Below are 17,641 nucleotides of genomic sequence, written 5' to 3'. Positions count from 1 at the left end.
AAGAGGATAATCCAATGGCGGTCTCAGCCCCGGGTGCAGTGCGGCCTCCGCGCTTCCAAAAGGTTCTCCACGGCTTGGATATGACCTTGTTTACCGTCTGTGCGGTACTCGTCATTGACCAGCTGACGGCAGCGGCCTCGATCGGCGTGCAATCGATCTTCTGGTGGATATTCACGCTCGTCTTGTTCTTCATTCCGTATGGTCTGATCACTGCTGAGCTTGGCAGCACCTACACGGAGGAGGGCGGCATCTATGCCTGGGTTCGCCGCGCCTTCGGACCCGTCTGGGCTGGACGTACCGCTTGGCTCTGGTGGGTCAACGTCGCCTTCTGGATGCCGTCTGTGTACATCCTCTTTGCAGGCATTCTGGCAGAATTGATTGCGCCGGATATGAGCCTGTGGACGAAGATTGTCATCACGCTGGGCCTGACGTGGCTCACCGTCGGCATCAATATCATCACCCTGGAGGTCGGGAAATGGGTGCCGAATATCGGCGCCATTTTCAAAGTGATTATCATGCTCGCGCTCGGCCTCGGCGGCATTGCCTACGCAATGCATAACGGTCCCGCGAACGAGTTCAGCCTCGCGACGCTCACGCCGCACTGGGGCGATAGTCTCGCGTTCCTTCCGGTCATTATCTATAATTTCCTCGGCTTCGAGCTGATGTCCGGAGCGGGTGAGGAGATGGAAAATCCTGGGCGGGACGTGCCGTGGGCAATCGTACGCTCGGGGTCGATCATCGCGTTCTTCTACATTCTGGCAACCGTCGGCATTCTGCTCGCACTCCCGCTTTCCGACATCGGCCTCATTAAGGGCCTGCCGGATACGTTTCAAAAGATCTTCGGCGCAGGCATCTCCGGCAATGTTCCGGTCATCGCCCTATGTGTGATGACGCTCTATACATTGATCGCCAACATGACGACGTGGTCGATCGGAGCAAACCGATCGGCCGCCGAAGCGGCCAATCGTGGTGATCTGCCGTCGATCTTCGCCAAGCTTCATCCTGTTTATAAGACACCCGCCAACTCGGCTATCCTGTGCGGTGTCATCGCCAGCGTCGTGCTGTTGATTTACGGGTGGCTCGCAAAAAGTTCCGAAGATCTCTTCTGGACGACCTTCGCGTTCTCGTCAGTCGTCTTCCTGCTTCCCTACTTCCTGCTGTTCCTCTCGTTCCTGAAACTACGTAAGGATGATCCAGATATTCGACGTCCTTATCGCGTTCCCGGCGGCTATCCGGTTGCTGTGCTGCTGAGCAGCATCTGCATGCTCTTTATCCTGCAGGCTATCGTCTTCTTCATCTACAAGCCCGGCGCGGTTGATATGACCTACATAGGCGCCGTGGTCGGAGGCGTCGTGCTCACGGTCATCGTCGGCGAATTCCTCGTCCATGGCAAACGTCCCGAACCAGCGAAACCGACGAAGGAGATCGCCCATGTCTAAGGTCCTCGCAACGACACCTAAGCAGGACGGCTTTCGGATGCCGGCGGAATGGGAGCCCCACATTGGTTGCTGGATGCTCTGGCCTGAGCGATCGGATAACTGGCGAAGTGGTGCAAAGCCTGCACAGCATGCTTTCGCGGCTGTCGCCGCCGCGATCGCCCAGGGAGAGCCGGTAACTGTCTGTGCGTCTCCCGCTCAATATCTTATCGCCCGAGAGATGCTCGACCCGTCCGTACGTCTCGTCGAAATGACGAGCAACGACAGTTGGATCCGCGATTGCGGGCCGACATTCGTCGTAAATGATGCGGGCGCGGTAAGGGGTATCGATTGGAAATTCAATGCTTGGGGTGGGCTTGCTGGAGGGCTCTACTTCCCTTGGGATCAAGACGACCTCGTCGGTGAGAAAGTCATAGAACTCGAAAGGGATGATCGGTACGCGCCGGACTTCATTCTCGAAGGCGGTTCAATCGATGTCGACGGGCAAGGCACGCTCTTGACCACAGAAGAGTGCTTACTCAATCCGAACCGCAATCCCGATAAAAGCCGTGCCGAGATCGAGAAGTATCTCTGTGACTATCTCAATCTCGAGAAGATCATCTGGTTGGAAAAAGGCGTCTATCTCGACGAGACGAGCGGCCACACTGATAATTTCTGCCGCTTCGTTGCGCCCGGAGAAGTTGTGCTGACGTGGACGGAAGATCGCTCCGATCCGCAATATGCAATTTCGGCCGGGGCCTTGGAACGGCTCGAAAAGGCGACCGACGCTCGCGGGAGGCGGCTGAACATTCACAAGCTCGTCGCGCCAAAACCAGTCTTGATCACGGCTGAAGAAGCCGCCGGAGTCGATAAGGTTGCTGGAACGCTGCCGCGCGAAGCAGGCAATCGGCTCGCAGCATCATACGTCAATTTCTACATCGCCAACGACGTAATCGTGATGCCGCGCTTCAACGATCCAGCTGACGATCCGGCGCAGGATGCGTTGGCGAAACTCTTTCCGACCCGGCGGATCGTAAGCGTGCCTGGGCGTGAGATCCTTCTTGGTGGCGGCAACATCCATTGCATCACCCAGCAGGAGCCGCTCGGGCGACGTCTGCTCCGTATGGCAGGAGCCGCATAACAGATGCGGATTGTCGTTGCCCTTGGCGGGAACGCGTTGTTGAAACGCGGCGAGCCTTTGTCTGCAGAAAATCAGCGGCGCAATATGCGCGCCGCTGCCGATGCATTGGCCCTGGCATGTAAGGGACATGAAATCGTCATCGTGCATGGAAACGGTCCTCAAGTGGGCTTGCTCGCTCTTGAAGCCAATGCCTACAAGGCGCTCCCGCCGTATCCGCTCGATGTGCTCGGGGCCGAGTCGCAGGGGATGATCGGTTACGTCGTCGCTCAGGAACTGCGAAATGCGAGCCCGGAACGTCCCACCGCGGCGCTCATTACACAGACTATCGTCGATGGCAGCGATCCAGCATTTCAACGGCCGACGAAACCGATTGGTCCCGTCTACACTTCAGATGAAGTTGCGTCGCTTCGGGAGCAGCACTCTTGGACGTACGCGCAAGATGGGAAGTCATTTCGCAGGGTTGTGCCTTCTCCCCAGCCGGTGGAAATCGTTGAACTCCCGATTATTGATAGTCTCGTTCGCAGCGGCGTTCTTGTCATCTGCGCCGGCGGCGGCGGCATACCCGTCCGTCGCAACCCGGACGGCAGGGTCAGTGGCGTCGAAGCCGTCATCGACAAGGATCTAGCCGCAGCACTCCTTGCGGAGAAGCTTGGAGCCGATCAGCTGGTCATCCTCACTGATGTTGATGCTGTCTATCTCGACTGGGGAACGCCGCAACAAAAGCCCATCGGAAAAATCAAATCGCTCGATTTACGCCGCTATGGCTTCGCGGACGGCTCAATGGGACCGAAGGTAAGCGCGGCGTGCAACTTCGCCGAACGGACCGGTCGCGCGGCCGTTATCGGATCCTTGGCCGCTGTGCAGTCTGTATTGAGTGGAAAGGGTGGCACGATTGTGCTCCCCTGACGGCCTCATCGTTGAGGTGATTTCACCAGATCCGTGGATCCTTAGAAGGGCAGAAATCCCCCCAGTGACGATTCATAGGTAGGTTTTCGAACGGTGCGACGACCGCCGCTTCCTTTGCGCGCCAGATATCTCTTGGCGTCCGGGTCTCCCAAGGCGGCGGCTTTCTGCAGCCATGCACGGCCATCTTTCGTCATGCGGGGACCGCCTTTCCCCTGGATCAAAGCAATGCCGTAGTCGTACATGCCGATGCGATCACCCGCATTGGCAGCCTTCTCGTACCACTGGCGGGCTTCCTGAAGATTTTTAGGGCCACCCAAGCCCCTTTCGAGGAGAAAGCCATATAGAGGCATCGCAAACGAACAGCCGGCTTCAGACGCGCTCTTAGCCCATGTACGCGCCGACGAATAATTCACGGCAACGCCTTGCCCGTGCGCGTAGATTGTTGCGAGCATCCCCATAGCGTCCGCATCACCTTTTTCGGCCGCTTTTTGAGCCCAGTCCCGCGCTCCGCTTAAATCCTTTCGACCGCCGGTCCCGTCATACAAAACTTTCGCATAGTAGGTCATGGCCCGAACGAGGCCCTTTTCGGCCGCCTTCTGATACATTTCGCGCGCGCCCTGGGGATTTGCCGGGCCACCCTTCCCGGTTTCAAAATAGTAGCCCATTCTGTACAAGCCGTTGGCGTCGCCCTGATCAGCCGCCCGCTGAAACCACGATCGCGCCGCCGCGAAATCTTGAGGGCCGCCCTCACCATCCTGATAAAGATAGCCCATCCAATCCATCGCCGGGACATTCCCGGCATTCGCTGCTTTCTCAAACCAGGAACGAGCAGAGGCAACGTCTTTGGGGCCGCCTTGGCCGTCATGCAGCATCATGGCCAGGCTGAACATTGCTTCTGATAGGTCACCGTTATTTGCGGCCGCTTCATACCATTTTCGAGCGGCTGGTAAGTCCGCGTCGCCCCCCAATCCTTTCTGTAGGATCGACGCCAAAAGGTTCATCGCAGAAGCATTGCCGGCGTCTGCTGCGTGTGACAGCAGCTCTCGCGCCTGAGTTAGGTTTCCGTCGTCGTATGCCTTGGAACCAGCTTCCCAGAGTGCCACCCCTTTCGGGTCAGCGTCCCTCGCGTAGGCGCCCGTGTGACTAAAGAAATTCATAAGCACGGCTGCCAAGGCGAAGACGAATATTCGTGCCAATTCTCTTCTCCGTCTTATGCCGTGCTTGTTCAAAACGATCCGCGATATGCGGCGGGTAGCTGCAACGGCTATCATCGCCTTCGAGGCATCGAATAGCTTCGCTCATGACATCACCGGCGGCACCAACGATTGCAGGATGTGTAAGATTCGCGCTAGGCCAAGGCATTGCATGCGCTGATGGCCATCTGACGTCTGCGGCAAATGTTTTAGTCCTATCGCCCGGGCTCGTGCGGGGCACCGTAGACATGCATCAAGACATTGGTTTTCATTGATAAAATGGAATGGCGTGGCCATTTAAATGGCCGTTTTCAGACGCAGTTCCAAGTAATTTTGAGCCAACCTTCTAGGCTCGCGTGATGCTAGCCCAGCTAAAAATTGATTTCAAACGGCTGGTACATCTCGGCCGCGGATATCGATCGTGCCGACTCGGTTGCTCCTTCGCGACGACATCTTTCAAAGAAGAGGCTTCCCTATGAGCCTCAGCTCTCGAGCAGATTTGATTGATGTGAATCAAGCATCACTGGCAGTGCATATGCGAGCCTCGAAGCCATTCATTGCTCGGGAGGTTTCGTCATGTCCAAGAGCGGGAATCACACGCCATTTCATTACGTCGCAATCGCGATAGGAGTTTTTGGGCTTCTGTTGGTCCGTAGCCCTGCGGCATTCTCCGAGCAATTTCAATCTGCGCAAACCACATCCGAAACTCCAACGGATGCCGGGGAAGATGCTAAAGCGGCCATTGATGTCGCCAAGAAAGCCGCTTTGAACGCAATCGAAAAGGCAAGGCGAGCAGTCAAAGACGCAATCGACAAAGCGCGAATTGTCATTCCGCGTTCCATTGACAATGTTCACCATAAAACGACGGAAGTCTTGGACAAGGCGCAACGAAGCGCGGATGAGCTATTCGATAAGACCGAAGATGCGACGAAGGATGTCCTCGGCAAAGCTCGGGAAACTATCGATGAAGCGCCAAAGGCGATTCCCGATCAGAGGTTCAAAGCGGGCGAACAAACGTACCGAACCTACTGCGCCTTATGCCATGGAATAGGCGTAGGCCCTGGGATGTTTGCTGAAGCGCTGAAGAAGCCCGCTCCCGATCTAACCCAAATCTCCAAGCGCAACGGTGGTTGGTTCCCCAGAGGAAGGGTGGAACGAATTATCCGCGATGGCGGCATCAGTGGGCACGGAACAATGCGGCTGCTTGCGTGGGAAGGCTATTTCTACGAGAACATGCCACCTGATGCCGCTGATCGTGAAATTGATCAGCTGGTCTCCTATTTGGAGAGCCAGCAGGCACAGTGAACCCAATGCCAGTCTCGGCATCATTGTTAGCATGAGTTCATTGTAGCCGTGACCTGACAAGTTCTTCGGCAGTTGATGTTGGTCCCTAACGTATCGACGCGCCGAGGCCTGCGACGTCCGTCGATTGCACGCTCTTTTGAGAGCAGCTCCACGATCATCCCGACGGAATTCTCTCCAGGTGCACAGTCGCTTGCGCCAGTCTAAGAAACAGATCTCGCCGGCGCTTCAGCGGCAACCAATCGTAAAGAAAAGTCTCGATCGGCTTCCAATTGGCGACCCATCCAAAGAAGACTAAGCTCTCGGAGACGATGGCCGCAAGCGGCCCTGCGCCGAGCGTGCTTCGCACCAATTGGCTGCCGAGGAGACACGCCACAAGGGTGGCGGAGCCCACGAATAAATAGAGACGTCCGATTCTAAACAGCTCATTTAGTTCGCGTTGCGCAAATTGCGCGCGTTCTGTGAAGTAGTTTGCCAGCGCCGACGGAAGCTCCCACTTTTGAGCATCATGCATCGCCTCGTCGGGCAAATGGATAACAATCTTCAGAGGCACATCTGATGGTAACTCGCGTGCCCAGCCGACGATGTAATCTTCGGCATCTTGATCCAGATCCCGCTCGTGAAAAGGCGATGGGTCGAGCGAGTTAAAAAGCTGCGCCAGCTTTTGAATCCGCAGCTCGATGACGCCGTTGGCGTTCGATATCTTGTCGTCAGTGTTGCTTGTTGCCATAAGCCCGAGTCCCAATCCGAACCTGCGGTGGCGATGATAATATAAGGCTTAAGCAGGCTTGTGCGACCCACTGGAGGGTGTGTTCGCTTGGCCGAAGTGCGAAATGGCATTTCTACCACTTAGGGACGACGACTTGGGGTGCGCCTGGAGGCCACAAATGCATTTCTGAGTCTGTTTTCTATGCATCTCGGACGAGACGCTATATTTGCACCATTCGAGTGGCGGAACTCGGCGTAAGGAACTCGGCGTAATGAGTGTCCGAACGAGCGGTCGTTTAAAGGTTTTACCGCCGCGGCGTGTCGTTCACGGCCGAGGGCAGGTTCACGCGACGCGACAGTTCCTCGGCGCTTTCCTTCCTTTCACTGTAACGGTCGACAAGATAATCAGCGCGGTCGCGGGTAAGCAGGGTGAACTTCACCAGCTCCTCCATCACATCTACAACGCGGTCGTAATACGCTGACGGCTTCATGCGGCCGTCCTCGTCGAATTCATTGAAGGCCTTCGCGACGGAAGACTGGTTCGGGATGGTGATCATCCGCATCCAGCGGCCCAGCACGCGCATCTGGTTCACGGCATTGAAGGACTGAGAGCCGCCGCTGACCTGCATCACGGCCAGCGTCTTGCCCTGGGTGGGACGAATAGCGCCCGTAGACAAAGGTATCCAATCGATCTGTGACTTCATCACGCCGCTTATCGCACCGTGCCGTTCCGGCGAGCACCAAACCTGGCCCTCGGACCAGGCGGCAAGCTCGCGCAATTCCTGCACTTTGGGGTGGGTTGCCGGCGCGTCATCTGGCAGCGGTAAGCCATGCGCGTGAAAGATCTTCGTTTCGGCCCCGAAATGCTCCAGCAATCGCGCCGCTTCCATCGTGAGAAAGCGGCTGTACGACCGCGCGCGTAGTGAACCGTAGAGCAAAAGGATACGCGGCTTATGGCTACCCGCCACGGCGAGCTTATCATGGGCGGGAATGTGCAGATGCTCGTGCGCGATGTTGGGCAGGTCGCTGGCGCCGTTCTTGCTCATCAAGCCTTCTTTCTTGCCGCAATCACTTCGCCGTCCTCTTTGGTGAAGTTGCCGATGTTCGGCTCCGCCAGGATGTCGAGCACCTTCTCCGATGGCCGGCACAGCTTCACGCCTATCGGTGTGACAACGATCGGCCGGTTGATGAGGATAGGGTGCTCCATCATGAAATCAATGAGTTGATCGTCGGTCCACTTGGCATTGCCCAGGTCAAGTTCCGCAAAGGGCGTTCCCTTTTGGCGGAGCAGCTCGCGGGGAGTGATGTCCATGCGCCTCATCAGGTCCACCAGTGTTGTGCGCGAAGGCGGCGTCTTGAGGTATTCAATGATCTCCGGCTCCTCGCCGCTCTGGCGGATCATCGCCAGCGTGTTGCGGGAAGTGCCGCAGGCTGGGTTGTGGTAGATGGTGATAGCCATCGCTCATTCTCCTGCTTGCGCGGACAGGCCATGCTTTCTGACCGTCCGACCGGCCTCGTACCAGTCGCGCGACGAATTGACGATCTTCACCACAGACAACATCACGGGGACCTCGATCAGCACGCCAACGACGGTGGCGAGCGCTGCGCCGGAGTGTAGCCCAAAGAGGCTGATCGCGGCGGCGACTGCCAGCTCGAAGAAGTTGCTGGCGCCGATTAGCGCGGAGGGTCCCGCCACGCAATGAGCTTCGCCTGACGCGCGGTTGAGAAGGTAGGCGAGCGCCGAGTTGAAATAGACCTGGATGAGAATGGGTACCGCCAGCATGGCGATGATCAATGGCTGCGCCAAGATCTGCTCGCCCTGAAAGCCGAATAGCAAGACCAGCGTGGTGAGCAGGGCCACGAGGGACAGAGGCTGAATGCGCCGAAGCAATGCGTTCAGCGCCCCCTGGCCACCGGTCGAGAGGACGAGGCTGCGGATCACCTGCGCGATGATGACCGGCACCACAATGTAAAGGGCGACCGACAAGAGGAGCGTGTTCCAAGGCACCGTGATTGCCGAAAGACCTAGCAGCAGACCGACAATCGGCGCGAACGCGAAAACCATGATCACGTCGTTGAGTGCCACTTGGCTCAAGGTGAAATGCGGCTCGCCGTCAGAGAGGTTGCTCCACACGAACACCATGGCCGTACACGGCGCAGCGGCGAGGAGAATGAGGCCGGCGATATAGCTGTTGATCTCCTCGGCTGGTAGGCACGGCCGGAATATCCAGCCGACGAAGATCCAGCCCAGCAGCGCCATCGAGAACGGCTTTACCGCCCAATTGACGAAAAGCGTGACGCCGATGCCGCGCCAATGAGCTTTCACTTTGGACAGCGCTGAGAAATCGATCTTCACCAGCATCGGAATGATCATCAACCAGATCAGCGCCGCGACGACGAAGTTCACGTTGGCCACTTCCGCCGCGGCGATCTCCGCAAAGGCAACGGGAAAGAAATGACCAAGCGCGATGCCGAAAACGATGCAGAGCGCGACCCATACTGTCAGATAGCGTTCGAAGGTTGACATGCTCAGGCTCTCTCCGGCACGGCTGAAGCTTTCAATCGGCCAATATCGTTGAGGCGATTCTGGAGGCTGAGTTCGTCGAGTGACGCGAGCGGCAAACTGGTGAAAATGCCAATCCGGTTGTTGAGCATGCGGTACGTATCGGCGAAGGCGAGCGCTCGCTGAGCTTCATCCCCCTGAGCCTCGGCGGGGTCCGGCAGGCCCCAGTGCGCTGTCATCGGCTGCCCCGGCCAGATCGGGCAAACTTCGTTGGCGGCGTTATCGCAAACGGTAAAGACGAAATCCAATTCAGGTGCACCGGCTGCCGTGAACTCCTCCCAGGACTTTGAGCGGAGAGAACCGGTGCCATAGTTGAGCTTATTCAGAAGATTGACGGCCAGCGGGTGAACCTCACCTTTTGGCATGCTGCCCGCGCTGTAGCCTTTGAACTTCCCTGCCCCGATGCGGTTGATGATGGCCTCGCCCATGATGGAACGGGCGGAATTGCCGGTGCAGAGAAAGAGGACGTTATACGGTCGATCTCGGTTCATTTCGCTTCTCCCTTACACAGCTTACGCGCCTTTTTGATTGTCGAGCCGCAAAGCTCCGGATTTCCCTGGCAGCAGTCGTCGGTGAGAAAGCTCAAGAGTTGTCGCATTCCCTCAAAGTGCGCCGCATAGCGGATGTACCGGCCAACGCGCGTGGCATGGATTAGTCCGGCGCGGTCCAATTCTTTAAGATGAAATGACGCTCCTGTTGGGGTGGCGCCAACAGCTTCAGCGATCTCACCTGCAGGCAGCCCGTTTGGGCCCTCCCGCACCAGGAGCCGGAAGATAGCGAGGCGCTGATCGTGGGCCAACGCCGCGAGACGAGTGACAGCTTCATCAGTGTTCATAAATTGACAATACAAGAATTATTGAAATGTGCAAGCCTTATAAAGACTGCTCACTCACGTCTCCCCTCCCATCAACGGATGGGGCGATCAAATATGCCTTTCAGCAGCTCCAGGATTATCAGCAGTACAACGCCCACGCTGACTGATATGAGCGCGTCATGAGCGTGAAAAGCGCCAAAGTCGAAAAGGGCGCGTGCAGGTGTCCAGTAAAGAGTTGTCGCAAAGATTGCCGTAGCGAGTGTGAAGACTGCCCAGAGCATGGGGTTGGGTCGGACGAGAGATCCGAAGAGCACATTGTCAAAGCTGCGATTGATAATAACCAATGCAACCGAGGATGCGATCATTGCTCCGAAGGAGAGGGAACGAGCCTGGTCGGCGGGAAGACCATACCGCAAAGACGTAACATAGAGGCAGGCAATGAGAGCAAACGCTATTGCACCCTGCAGCAAACACCATAGGAGCCGCGCCAATGAGAGCAGGGGAGCCTTTGTCGATCGAGGCGGGCGGCTCATGACATCGGATTCTTCCGGCTCGTTTTCGAAGGCGATCGAGCAGACTGGATCGATGATGAGCTCGAGGAAGGCAATATGTAAGGGGCCAAGGATCGGTGGCAGTCCAGCGATGATTGGAAACAAAGCGACTCCTGCAATCTGCACGTGAATAGCTGCGATGAAGCCCGTTGCCTTGCGAAGATTGTCAAATATTCGACGGCCTAGCCGAATAGCAGTGACGACCGAGCTGAAGTTGTCATTCAGGAGGACGAGTGCAGCCGCTTCACGGGCCACGTCAGTTCCGCGACCGCCCATAGCCACACCGATGTGGGCTGCCTTCAGAGATGGAGCATCGTTTACACCATCACCAATCATCGCAGTAATCTCGCCGTTCGACTGAAGCGCCTGAACGATGCGCAACTTGTCGGCCGGCGTAATTCGCGCGAAGATGGAACATTCCCTGATGTTGCGGCCGAGAGCCGCCGCAGCCATGCTCTCGATTTCGGGGCCCGAGACCACACGGCTTGCGTCGATACCGGCTTTACGGGCGATTGCAAGGGCAGTCGTCGGATAGTCGCCGGTGATCATGACGACGCGAACGCCAGCGGCCCTGCACTCCCTGACTGCATTGGCAATATCTGCCCTGATCGGATCAGCGAAGCCGATGAGTCCCACAAATTGAAAATTGAAAGCGTTCGGCTCGAGCGGCAGATCTCTTTCAGAAAACGTCGCTTCGGCAATGGCTAACACGCGCAGCCCCTCGCGCGCCATCGTATCCGTCATCGTGGAGACCCCGGCATACTCGGCGGCCGATAACCCGCACAGGTTGGCTATCGTCTCGGGCGCGCCTTTGGCCGCTATTTTAAATTCGCTCGTAGAATTCGCCCGCCAAGCATTTACCACGGCCAGGCGCTTCCGTGTCATGCCATAGGTGCGCTCCAAGACGTCCCGATTTCGCGATTCTGTGCCGCAAGAACGCGCCTCGGCAAAATCGACGATAGCGACATCCATGGCGTCGACAGGCGTCGGTTGCGAAGCCAGCGCTCCGGCGCGGATGAGGCGATGGAACTGAGTGGGCAACGAACCCGACGCCTCTGGCTGGCTCGCGCCAAATGTCTCGCCTGTCTGCAAGCGCAGTTCAGCAATCGACATACGGTTCTCTGTCAACGTCCCTGTTTTATCGGTGCAGAGGACGGTGGCTTCGCCGAGTGCCTCTATCGCGGCCGCACGTCGCGTTAAAACCTGGGCGCGCGAAAGACGCCAAGCACCCATGACCGTAAAGACGGTGAGGACGAGCGGGAATTCTTCGGGCAGCATCGCCATGCCAAGCGAGATGCCTGCAAGGAGGGCGGGGAGCACGGAATGCCCCGATGCCCATTGCAATAGGAAAGCGAGAGAGCAGACCGCCACACCGATAATCGAGAACATCCGCACGAGACTATTGATCTCGGCCTTGAGCCGGGGCGGTTCCGGTTCAATTCGGGCGAGTGAGGCACCGATTTTTCCGATCTCGCTTCGGCCTCCGGTTGCGACAACTTCGGCTTTGCCTTGTCCCCGAACGGCGAGCGTGCCGGAAAACAAGTAAGGCGTATCATCGCCACCGGGTTTTCGGTCTATCGGAACCGAGGCATCCCTATCGACAGGAACCTTGCGGACGGCCACGGATTCCCCTGTCAAAAGTGACTCATCGGCCGACAAGTCACCTTCAATCAAAAGTCCATCGGCAGCAATCCGATCACCTTCGCTGATGATCAAAATATCGCCGCGGACAACATCTCTGCCAGCGATGCGGCGACGCTCTCCATCCCGAATGACGAGAGCACGGGGGCTCGAGAGCTCTTTTAGGGCGTCCAGCACACGTTCACTGCGAAACTCTTGGACAATTGCGATGGCGACGGAAGTTGTCGCAAAAAGACAGAGGACAATTGCTTCACTCGTTTCGCCAAGGATGACATAGATCCCGCCAGCGCAGACGAGGAACAGAAACATCGGCTCGCGCAGCACCTCCAACGCAATCGCGAATGCAGAGCGGCTGCTCTTACGTTCAAGCTCGTTTGGCCCCTCAGTGGCGAGCCGCTTCCGCGCGTCGTCCATGGTGAGGCCGGCTTCAAACCGGGAACTCCGCTCCACGTTGTCCGCGTCAAGGGCCATCATAAAAAATGACTATAACTTCTGGCCGCAAGCGTCGCCGTTGCATTGTCGGATAAGTGAAGGAAATCGCTCATCGGCAGATCAACACAGAGACAGCACAGGTCGTGACGACGCGGTGGGCCTGACTGCCAAGTACAAATTCCATCAGGCCGCGATGTCCGTGAGATGCCATAACAATCAGATCACAGGCCCGCGCTTGAGCCGCCTGGACGATGCCCTCAGCCGGAAATTCGTCTTTGATGTGCACGGTCTCGCAGGTTATTCCGACTTTGGCGGCTGCAGAAGCAGCATCGGCGAGAATTTTACTCGCATTTGAAGCCGCCGCTTTTTCATAATCTTCGATCGGATACACCACCGCGACTTCGGCCGGGGCGACCATCCTCCACGGTTCGGTGACTGTTACAATCGTTGCTTTCGACCCGAGCGCTTTCGCCAACTCGCAGCCCTGTGCGACCGCACGTTGAGCAAGCTCTGATCCGTCTGTCGCGATGAGTAAATGTTTGTACATATCGCTTTCCGAAAAGATGTTTGCGGATGATCTTCGCTAGCGCACTGTTTTCCTTGATGAACGTCAATCTCAAAGCAGTTTGAGCGTCCGGATGTGCTTGACGGCGATCAAGGTCGGTTCAGGAAACATAGCCATTTTTGCATCATTTGGAGGAATCCGAAAATGGCGAAGACTACTAGAATTATTGATGAAGCGCCTGCACTGCCTGAGCTTCAAATTTCTCCCGAAAAGGTTTGCTTTATTATTGCGAAGGCGCGGGAGTTCGACGCGAAAGACGCCGTCAGTGATCCAGATCCCGGCTCGAACGCGTCCGACGACAAGATGACATCTGTTCTCGAAGATCATGCGGACGATCCCGTCGTTGAAGAACTAACATCGGTAATCAACGACATGAATGAAGACGAGCAGATTGATCTCGTTGCGCTTGTTTGGCTTGGCCGCGAAGACTATTCGGCCGCGGATTGGGCCGAGGTGCGCAAAGAGGCGACCCGGGCGCACAACAAAAACACAGCGCGCTATTTGCTTGGTATTCCATTGCTTGGCGACTTCTTGGAAGACGGCTTCGCGCTTCTCGGTCGTTCCTGCGAGAAATTTGAGCTGGACCACCTTTAATTGTGAAAGGCGACGACGATGAAAACACGAGATTTACATCGCACAGAACCGCGCCATGATCTTATGAAATCGCATCTTATCGAGCCGCATCGGCATGATCCTTACAAGGCGCGAGGGAAGCTGCAAGAGCCGACAGTCTGCAATCAGTGCGGAGCCGTATTCCTCGAAGGTCGTTGGCAGTGGCTGGAAAGCGCGCCGACTGACGCTGCGATGCAATTGTGCCCTGCGTGTCTGCGGGAGAACGATAAATATCCTGCAGGTGAAGTCACGCTGTCTGGCAAGTTTTTCCAAAACCACAAAGACGAGATTTTCGAGTTAATTACAAACACGCAAGCCGATCAAAACGCTGAGCACCCGTTGTCGAGGATTATCGAGATCGCCTATGCAAACGGCTCGGCGATCATAACCACCACAGATATTCATCTGCCGCGCCGTCTCGGGCATGCGCTCGAGCACGCCTACAAGGGCCAATTTGATATTGACTACAGCGAAGGGGATTATTTCGTGAGGGCTCACTGGCGTCGCGACGAGTAAGAGCCATTCAAATTCGCAGCAATTTTCGACATAGCGGGAGTGTTTCCATGCAGATCCCTCTTCAAATCTCGTTTGAGCACATAAAGCCAGTTGATTACATCGCGATCCGGGTTCGCGACGAGGCAAAGAAACTCGAGCAGTTCTACGATCGGATTACATCGGCGCGGATCGTTATAGGGCGACCGCAACATCGCCACCGGCATGGAGATTGCTATAGCATCCGGCTACTCATTACGGTTCCAGGCGCCAACGATATTGCTGTGAGCCGTGAGCCGAGCGTGACGGGTCGCCACGAGGATATCAACGTCACAATTTCAGATGCCTTCGCGGCAGCGCGTCGTCAGCTTCAGGATCTGACTCGCAAGCGGCAGGCCTAGGACAGAAACAAGAAGGTCAGGCCGTGTGTTGCGCAAGATTTGCGCCTTTTCGGAATTCGTGCAGTGCTTTCGCAATCTCATCATCGTCGATCTGATGGAAGTCCTTATAGTGCATACCGACAGCGTAAAACGGCTCCGGAGTTTGTAAGCAGATCACCGCATCGACATCGGAACGAAGCGAGTTGACAGTTTCCAGAGGCGCGACGGGAACGGCTACAATAAGTTCCTTTGGCTTCTTTCTGCGGAGTGCGTTTATTGCGGCCCGCATGCTGGTGCCGGTCGCGATGCCATCATCGACAATGATAGCGGTTCGTCCCGTGATAGCGGGTCCAGCCGCCGTGCTGGCATATTCCCGTCTTCGGCGCTCGATCTCATGAAGCTCAGCTTTCATCTCGCGATCGATATAGGCTTGCGGGATTTCGATTTGTGCGCTGATCTCTTCGTTGAGAACAAGCTCCGGCGCTGCACCATCGACGACCGCCGCCATGGCGACCTCTTTGTGCCCCGGAACGCCGATGCGGCGCACGAAAACAAAATCGAGCGGTGCCTTCAGCTGTTTGGCGATCTCGATGGCGACCGGCACACCGCCACGCGGCATGGCTAGAATGATCGGATTTTCGAACTTTTGCTTGGAAAGCACAGATGCAAGGGCGCGTCCCGCCTCTTCTCGGCTTCTAAAAGGCAGCCAGAAACTCATCTGATATCCTCACGTCAAATATTGATCATACCAGCTGATTGAGAGTGCAATAACACGATCCAAAGTGCCCGGCTCCTCGAAAAGATGCCCTGCTCCTGGGACGATCTGCAGCTTTCGGGTACAAGTCATGTGCCGAGCGGCAAATTCGTTGAGTTCGATCACGCCAATGTCGTCGCCGCCAACGATCAGGAGCGTGGGAGCGGTGACGCCTCCCAATGCCTCTTTTGCTAAATCGGGACGGCCGCCGCGCGATACCACTGCCGAAATAGCCGGACCGAGTGCAGCCGCTGCGACCAATGCCGCGGCAGCGCCGGTGCTTGCGCCAAAGAGACCGAGGGTAAGGTCGGCTGTCTTAGGCTCCTCGAGCGTCCAGTTCACCGCCATCTGCACGCGACGCGCCAGGAGCGAGATATCGAACACATTACGGCGGTCGGAAGCTTCGGCCTCGGTCAAGAGATCGAAGAGGAGGGTGGCGTATCTATTTTCATTGAGGACGTCGGCGACATAGCGGTTACGAGGGCTAAGGCGGCTTGAACCGCTGCCGTGTGCAAATATAACAATCCCGCGTGCGCCGCTCGGAATGACAAGGCTGCCCTGAAGCGCCGGCAACCCAATCGTCACATCCTCTTCTTCCAGAACATCGACCGCCACTGACGCCTCCTTAAGCGTGGTGTGCAGATACGGCGCTGATCACCTCGCCAGAGAGATTACGGACGACCGCGTGCGAGACGTCTCCGAGGCTAAGCATGCCCACCATTCTTTTTTTATCGTCAATGACCGGAAGTCGTCGGATCTTCTTCGATTCCATCAAACGGATGGCATCCTCGATATCTTCGTCGGCCTTGCAATAGATGATGCCCTTTGTCATGACCTTCTCTGCGGTCAGGGCGGAAGGATTGGCGGAGTCGGCAAACCCTCTGCACGTAATATCGCGATCGGTCACCATGCCGATGAGACGATCATCTTTCCCGATCGGAACAGCTCCGATATCGAGGTCTTTCATCATTCTGGCGACCTCCGAAACAAGTGTATCGGGGGCAACCCATTTGGCACCTTTATGCATGACATCTTTGACTTTCATGGGACTTACTCCCTTCCCATTTTACGAAGCAACGGTGAGACGATCATCGACCCCTTGCACGCCGGGAACGGACCAAGCGGCATTCTCGATGATGTCGTGATCTTCCCAGCTGTTGACATGGCCTTCGAGACAAACTCGATTGTCTAAAACGGCGACGCGGATTCCTTCAGCCTCGACATGGGCGTTGCGAGCCAGTGCGGCCTCGATTTTCTTTTTGATATCCGGGGCCTCAACGGGCGATTTCACCACTATGGAATTTGTTACGCCGATCACGCCCATCAGCTTTCTGACCTCGTCTTCAGCGATCTTCTTTTGGTATTGCCAATCGAGTTCGCCGCTCAGATTGACCCAACCTTTCTGCACCGTCACTCGGACGTGTTCGTCGGGTATCATGGCATGCCATTTCAAGACGCTTAGTACGCGCTTTGCAATTTCCTCATCCGACGTCTTGATTTCCGCCGGATAGCAAACATCGATTTCCTGGGCGATGGCACGAACGCCTTTCACCCGACGTGCAGCCTGAAGCGCGGCGACTTTTTCCGCGTAGCTGCGAACGTGTCCGTGGAGCGTGACGACGCCTCCGCTCGCCGAAACGCCAATATTTATCGAGTTGATGCTCGGTTCGAATTCCAGTTCGTCTATGACCAACTGACGAAGCTGCATATCGTTCATGGCCAAAAATCCTCTGACGATAAAGCTCAAAAAAACTTCGCTAGGCTGTCGGTGCGCGCAGAGATCCTCCCGACAATAAAATTTTTTGCAGCGCACTCAGTTCTGAGAAATAATCCTTCGCTGCGTCTTGCCAGAATGCGATGGCGAACGACGTCAATTCGTTTGGCGACTTGATCGCTATGGTGCGCTGCAGCGCATCCACGTCCTTCAAGTAACGTTTCTGCAAAAATTCCATCCAATTGCGCGCGATCTCTTCATTAAGACGAAGGGAGACAGCGAGCGCTTGATATCCAGACCAATTGGGCATCAACGCTGCCAAGCCAGGTCCGGGCGCTTTTGGATCAAACATTTCGTGAAGCATACTGCGCACCTCCGAATTGTCAGTGCGATTTTTGCTGCTATTCCGCGCCTCTCATTGATGCATCTCAATGTTGTCGCGGAATGCTCGAATGAGC

At 56.4% G+C, this 17,641-nt stretch carries 21 protein-coding genes; 7 read left to right on the top strand and 14 right to left on the bottom strand.

What is annotated here, in order from left to right:
* Positions 1-14: 14 nt before the first annotated feature.
* Genes RLW41_RS03210 through arcC form a run of 3 tightly spaced genes read left to right on the top strand, consistent with a single transcriptional unit; the run spans position 15 to position 3,462 of the window.
* Positions 15-1,439, top strand: a complete 1,425-nt coding sequence (locus tag RLW41_RS03210; RefSeq protein WP_414463464.1) for an APC family permease — start codon at positions 15-17, stop codon at positions 1,437-1,439.
* Entirely contained in the window at positions 1,432-2,556 is a 1,125-nt protein-coding gene (gene aguA, locus RLW41_RS03205; RefSeq protein ID WP_409560738.1) for an agmatine deiminase, read from the top strand. Before RLW41_RS03210 ends, aguA begins: the two co-directional genes overlap by 8 nt.
* Before the next feature lie 3 nt (positions 2,557-2,559).
* Positions 2,560-3,462, top strand: coding sequence for a carbamate kinase (gene arcC, locus RLW41_RS03200; protein WP_414463463.1), 903 nt, complete (start codon positions 2,560-2,562; stop codon positions 3,460-3,462).
* 41 nt (positions 3,463-3,503) lie between these two features.
* On the opposite strand, the gene RLW41_RS03195 is transcribed toward arcC, so the two are convergent.
* Entirely contained in the window at positions 3,504-4,658 is a 1,155-nt protein-coding gene (locus RLW41_RS03195; RefSeq protein ID WP_414463462.1) for an SEL1-like repeat protein, read from the bottom strand.
* Positions 4,659-5,231: 573 nt separating this feature from the next.
* On the opposite strand from RLW41_RS03195, the gene RLW41_RS03190 reads away from it, so the two are divergent.
* Positions 5,232-5,960: a c-type cytochrome gene (locus RLW41_RS03190; RefSeq protein ID WP_414463461.1), complete on the top strand. Its 729-nt coding sequence runs from the start codon at positions 5,232-5,234 to the stop codon at positions 5,958-5,960.
* A gap of 154 nt (positions 5,961-6,114) precedes the next feature.
* Here RLW41_RS03190 and RLW41_RS03185 read toward each other — a convergent pair whose 3' ends face one another.
* The 8 genes from RLW41_RS03185 to RLW41_RS03150 form a co-directional block, all read right to left on the bottom strand.
* Positions 6,115-6,687, bottom strand: coding sequence for a hypothetical protein (locus tag RLW41_RS03185; protein ID WP_414463460.1), 573 nt, complete (start codon positions 6,685-6,687; stop codon positions 6,115-6,117).
* Between the two features lie 283 nt (positions 6,688-6,970).
* Entirely contained in the window at positions 6,971-7,714 is a 744-nt protein-coding gene (gene arsH / locus RLW41_RS03180) for an arsenical resistance protein ArsH (RefSeq protein ID WP_414463459.1), read from the bottom strand.
* Positions 7,711-8,124, bottom strand: coding sequence for an arsenate reductase (glutaredoxin) (gene arsC, locus RLW41_RS03175; protein WP_409560732.1), 414 nt, complete (start codon positions 8,122-8,124; stop codon positions 7,711-7,713). The genes arsH and arsC overlap by 4 nt, the downstream gene beginning before the upstream one ends.
* Positions 8,125-8,127: 3 nt before the next feature.
* A complete protein-coding gene (gene arsB / locus RLW41_RS03170) occupies positions 8,128-9,192 on the bottom strand; it encodes an ACR3 family arsenite efflux transporter (RefSeq protein WP_414463458.1) in 1,065 nt (354 codons plus the stop codon).
* A gap of 2 nt (positions 9,193-9,194) precedes the next feature.
* Positions 9,195-9,719 (bottom strand): arsenate reductase ArsC, encoded by a 525-nt coding sequence (locus tag RLW41_RS03165; RefSeq protein ID WP_409560730.1) that lies wholly within the window; start codon positions 9,717-9,719, stop codon positions 9,195-9,197.
* Positions 9,716-10,063 (bottom strand): ArsR/SmtB family transcription factor, encoded by a 348-nt coding sequence (locus tag RLW41_RS03160; RefSeq protein WP_013948685.1) that lies wholly within the window; start codon positions 10,061-10,063, stop codon positions 9,716-9,718. The genes RLW41_RS03165 and RLW41_RS03160 overlap by 4 nt, the downstream gene beginning before the upstream one ends.
* Positions 10,064-10,134: 71 nt before the next feature.
* Entirely contained in the window at positions 10,135-12,708 is a 2,574-nt protein-coding gene (locus RLW41_RS03155; RefSeq protein ID WP_414463457.1) for a cation-translocating P-type ATPase, read from the bottom strand.
* Between the two features lie 67 nt (positions 12,709-12,775).
* Positions 12,776-13,213 (bottom strand): universal stress protein, encoded by a 438-nt coding sequence (locus RLW41_RS03150; RefSeq protein ID WP_409560728.1) that lies wholly within the window; start codon positions 13,211-13,213, stop codon positions 12,776-12,778.
* 162 nt (positions 13,214-13,375) lie between these two features.
* On the opposite strand from RLW41_RS03150, the gene RLW41_RS03145 reads away from it, so the two are divergent.
* From RLW41_RS03145 to RLW41_RS03135, 3 genes are read left to right on the top strand one after another with little or no spacing between them, the layout of a single operon-like run.
* On the top strand, positions 13,376-13,825 hold the full coding sequence (locus RLW41_RS03145; protein ID WP_414464653.1) for a DUF3775 domain-containing protein: 450 nt from the start codon (positions 13,376-13,378) through the stop codon (positions 13,823-13,825).
* Between the two features lie 18 nt (positions 13,826-13,843).
* On the top strand, positions 13,844-14,359 hold the full coding sequence (locus tag RLW41_RS03140; protein ID WP_414463456.1) for a BCAM0308 family protein: 516 nt from the start codon (positions 13,844-13,846) through the stop codon (positions 14,357-14,359).
* A 47-nt stretch (positions 14,360-14,406) separates the two neighbouring features.
* Positions 14,407-14,736, top strand: a complete 330-nt coding sequence (locus tag RLW41_RS03135; protein WP_414463455.1) for an HPF/RaiA family ribosome-associated protein — start codon at positions 14,407-14,409, stop codon at positions 14,734-14,736.
* Between the two features lie 16 nt (positions 14,737-14,752).
* Here RLW41_RS03135 and RLW41_RS03130 read toward each other — a convergent pair whose 3' ends face one another.
* The 5 genes from RLW41_RS03130 to RLW41_RS03110 are packed head-to-tail and all read right to left on the bottom strand — an operon-like array spanning position 14,753 to position 17,547.
* A complete protein-coding gene (locus RLW41_RS03130) occupies positions 14,753-15,433 on the bottom strand; it encodes a phosphoribosyltransferase (protein ID WP_414463454.1) in 681 nt (226 codons plus the stop codon).
* 9 nt (positions 15,434-15,442) lie between these two features.
* Positions 15,443-16,084, bottom strand: coding sequence for a dienelactone hydrolase family protein (locus RLW41_RS03125; protein ID WP_414463453.1), 642 nt, complete (start codon positions 16,082-16,084; stop codon positions 15,443-15,445).
* Positions 16,085-16,094: 10 nt separating this feature from the next.
* Positions 16,095-16,514 (bottom strand): CBS domain-containing protein, encoded by a 420-nt coding sequence (locus tag RLW41_RS03120; RefSeq protein WP_013948679.1) that lies wholly within the window; start codon positions 16,512-16,514, stop codon positions 16,095-16,097.
* Positions 16,515-16,535: 21 nt separating this feature from the next.
* Entirely contained in the window at positions 16,536-17,186 is a 651-nt protein-coding gene (locus tag RLW41_RS03115) for a BON domain-containing protein (protein ID WP_414463452.1), read from the bottom strand.
* 40 nt (positions 17,187-17,226) lie between these two features.
* Positions 17,227-17,547, bottom strand: a complete 321-nt coding sequence (locus RLW41_RS03110; RefSeq protein WP_414463451.1) for a hypothetical protein — start codon at positions 17,545-17,547, stop codon at positions 17,227-17,229.
* Positions 17,548-17,641 lie beyond the last annotated feature (94 nt).

This window comes from Hyphomicrobium sp. DY-1 (assembly GCF_047497105.1).
Classification (GTDB): Bacteria; Pseudomonadota; Alphaproteobacteria; order Rhizobiales; family Hyphomicrobiaceae; genus Hyphomicrobium_B.
This window is presented reverse-complemented; position numbering and strand designations above follow the sequence as displayed.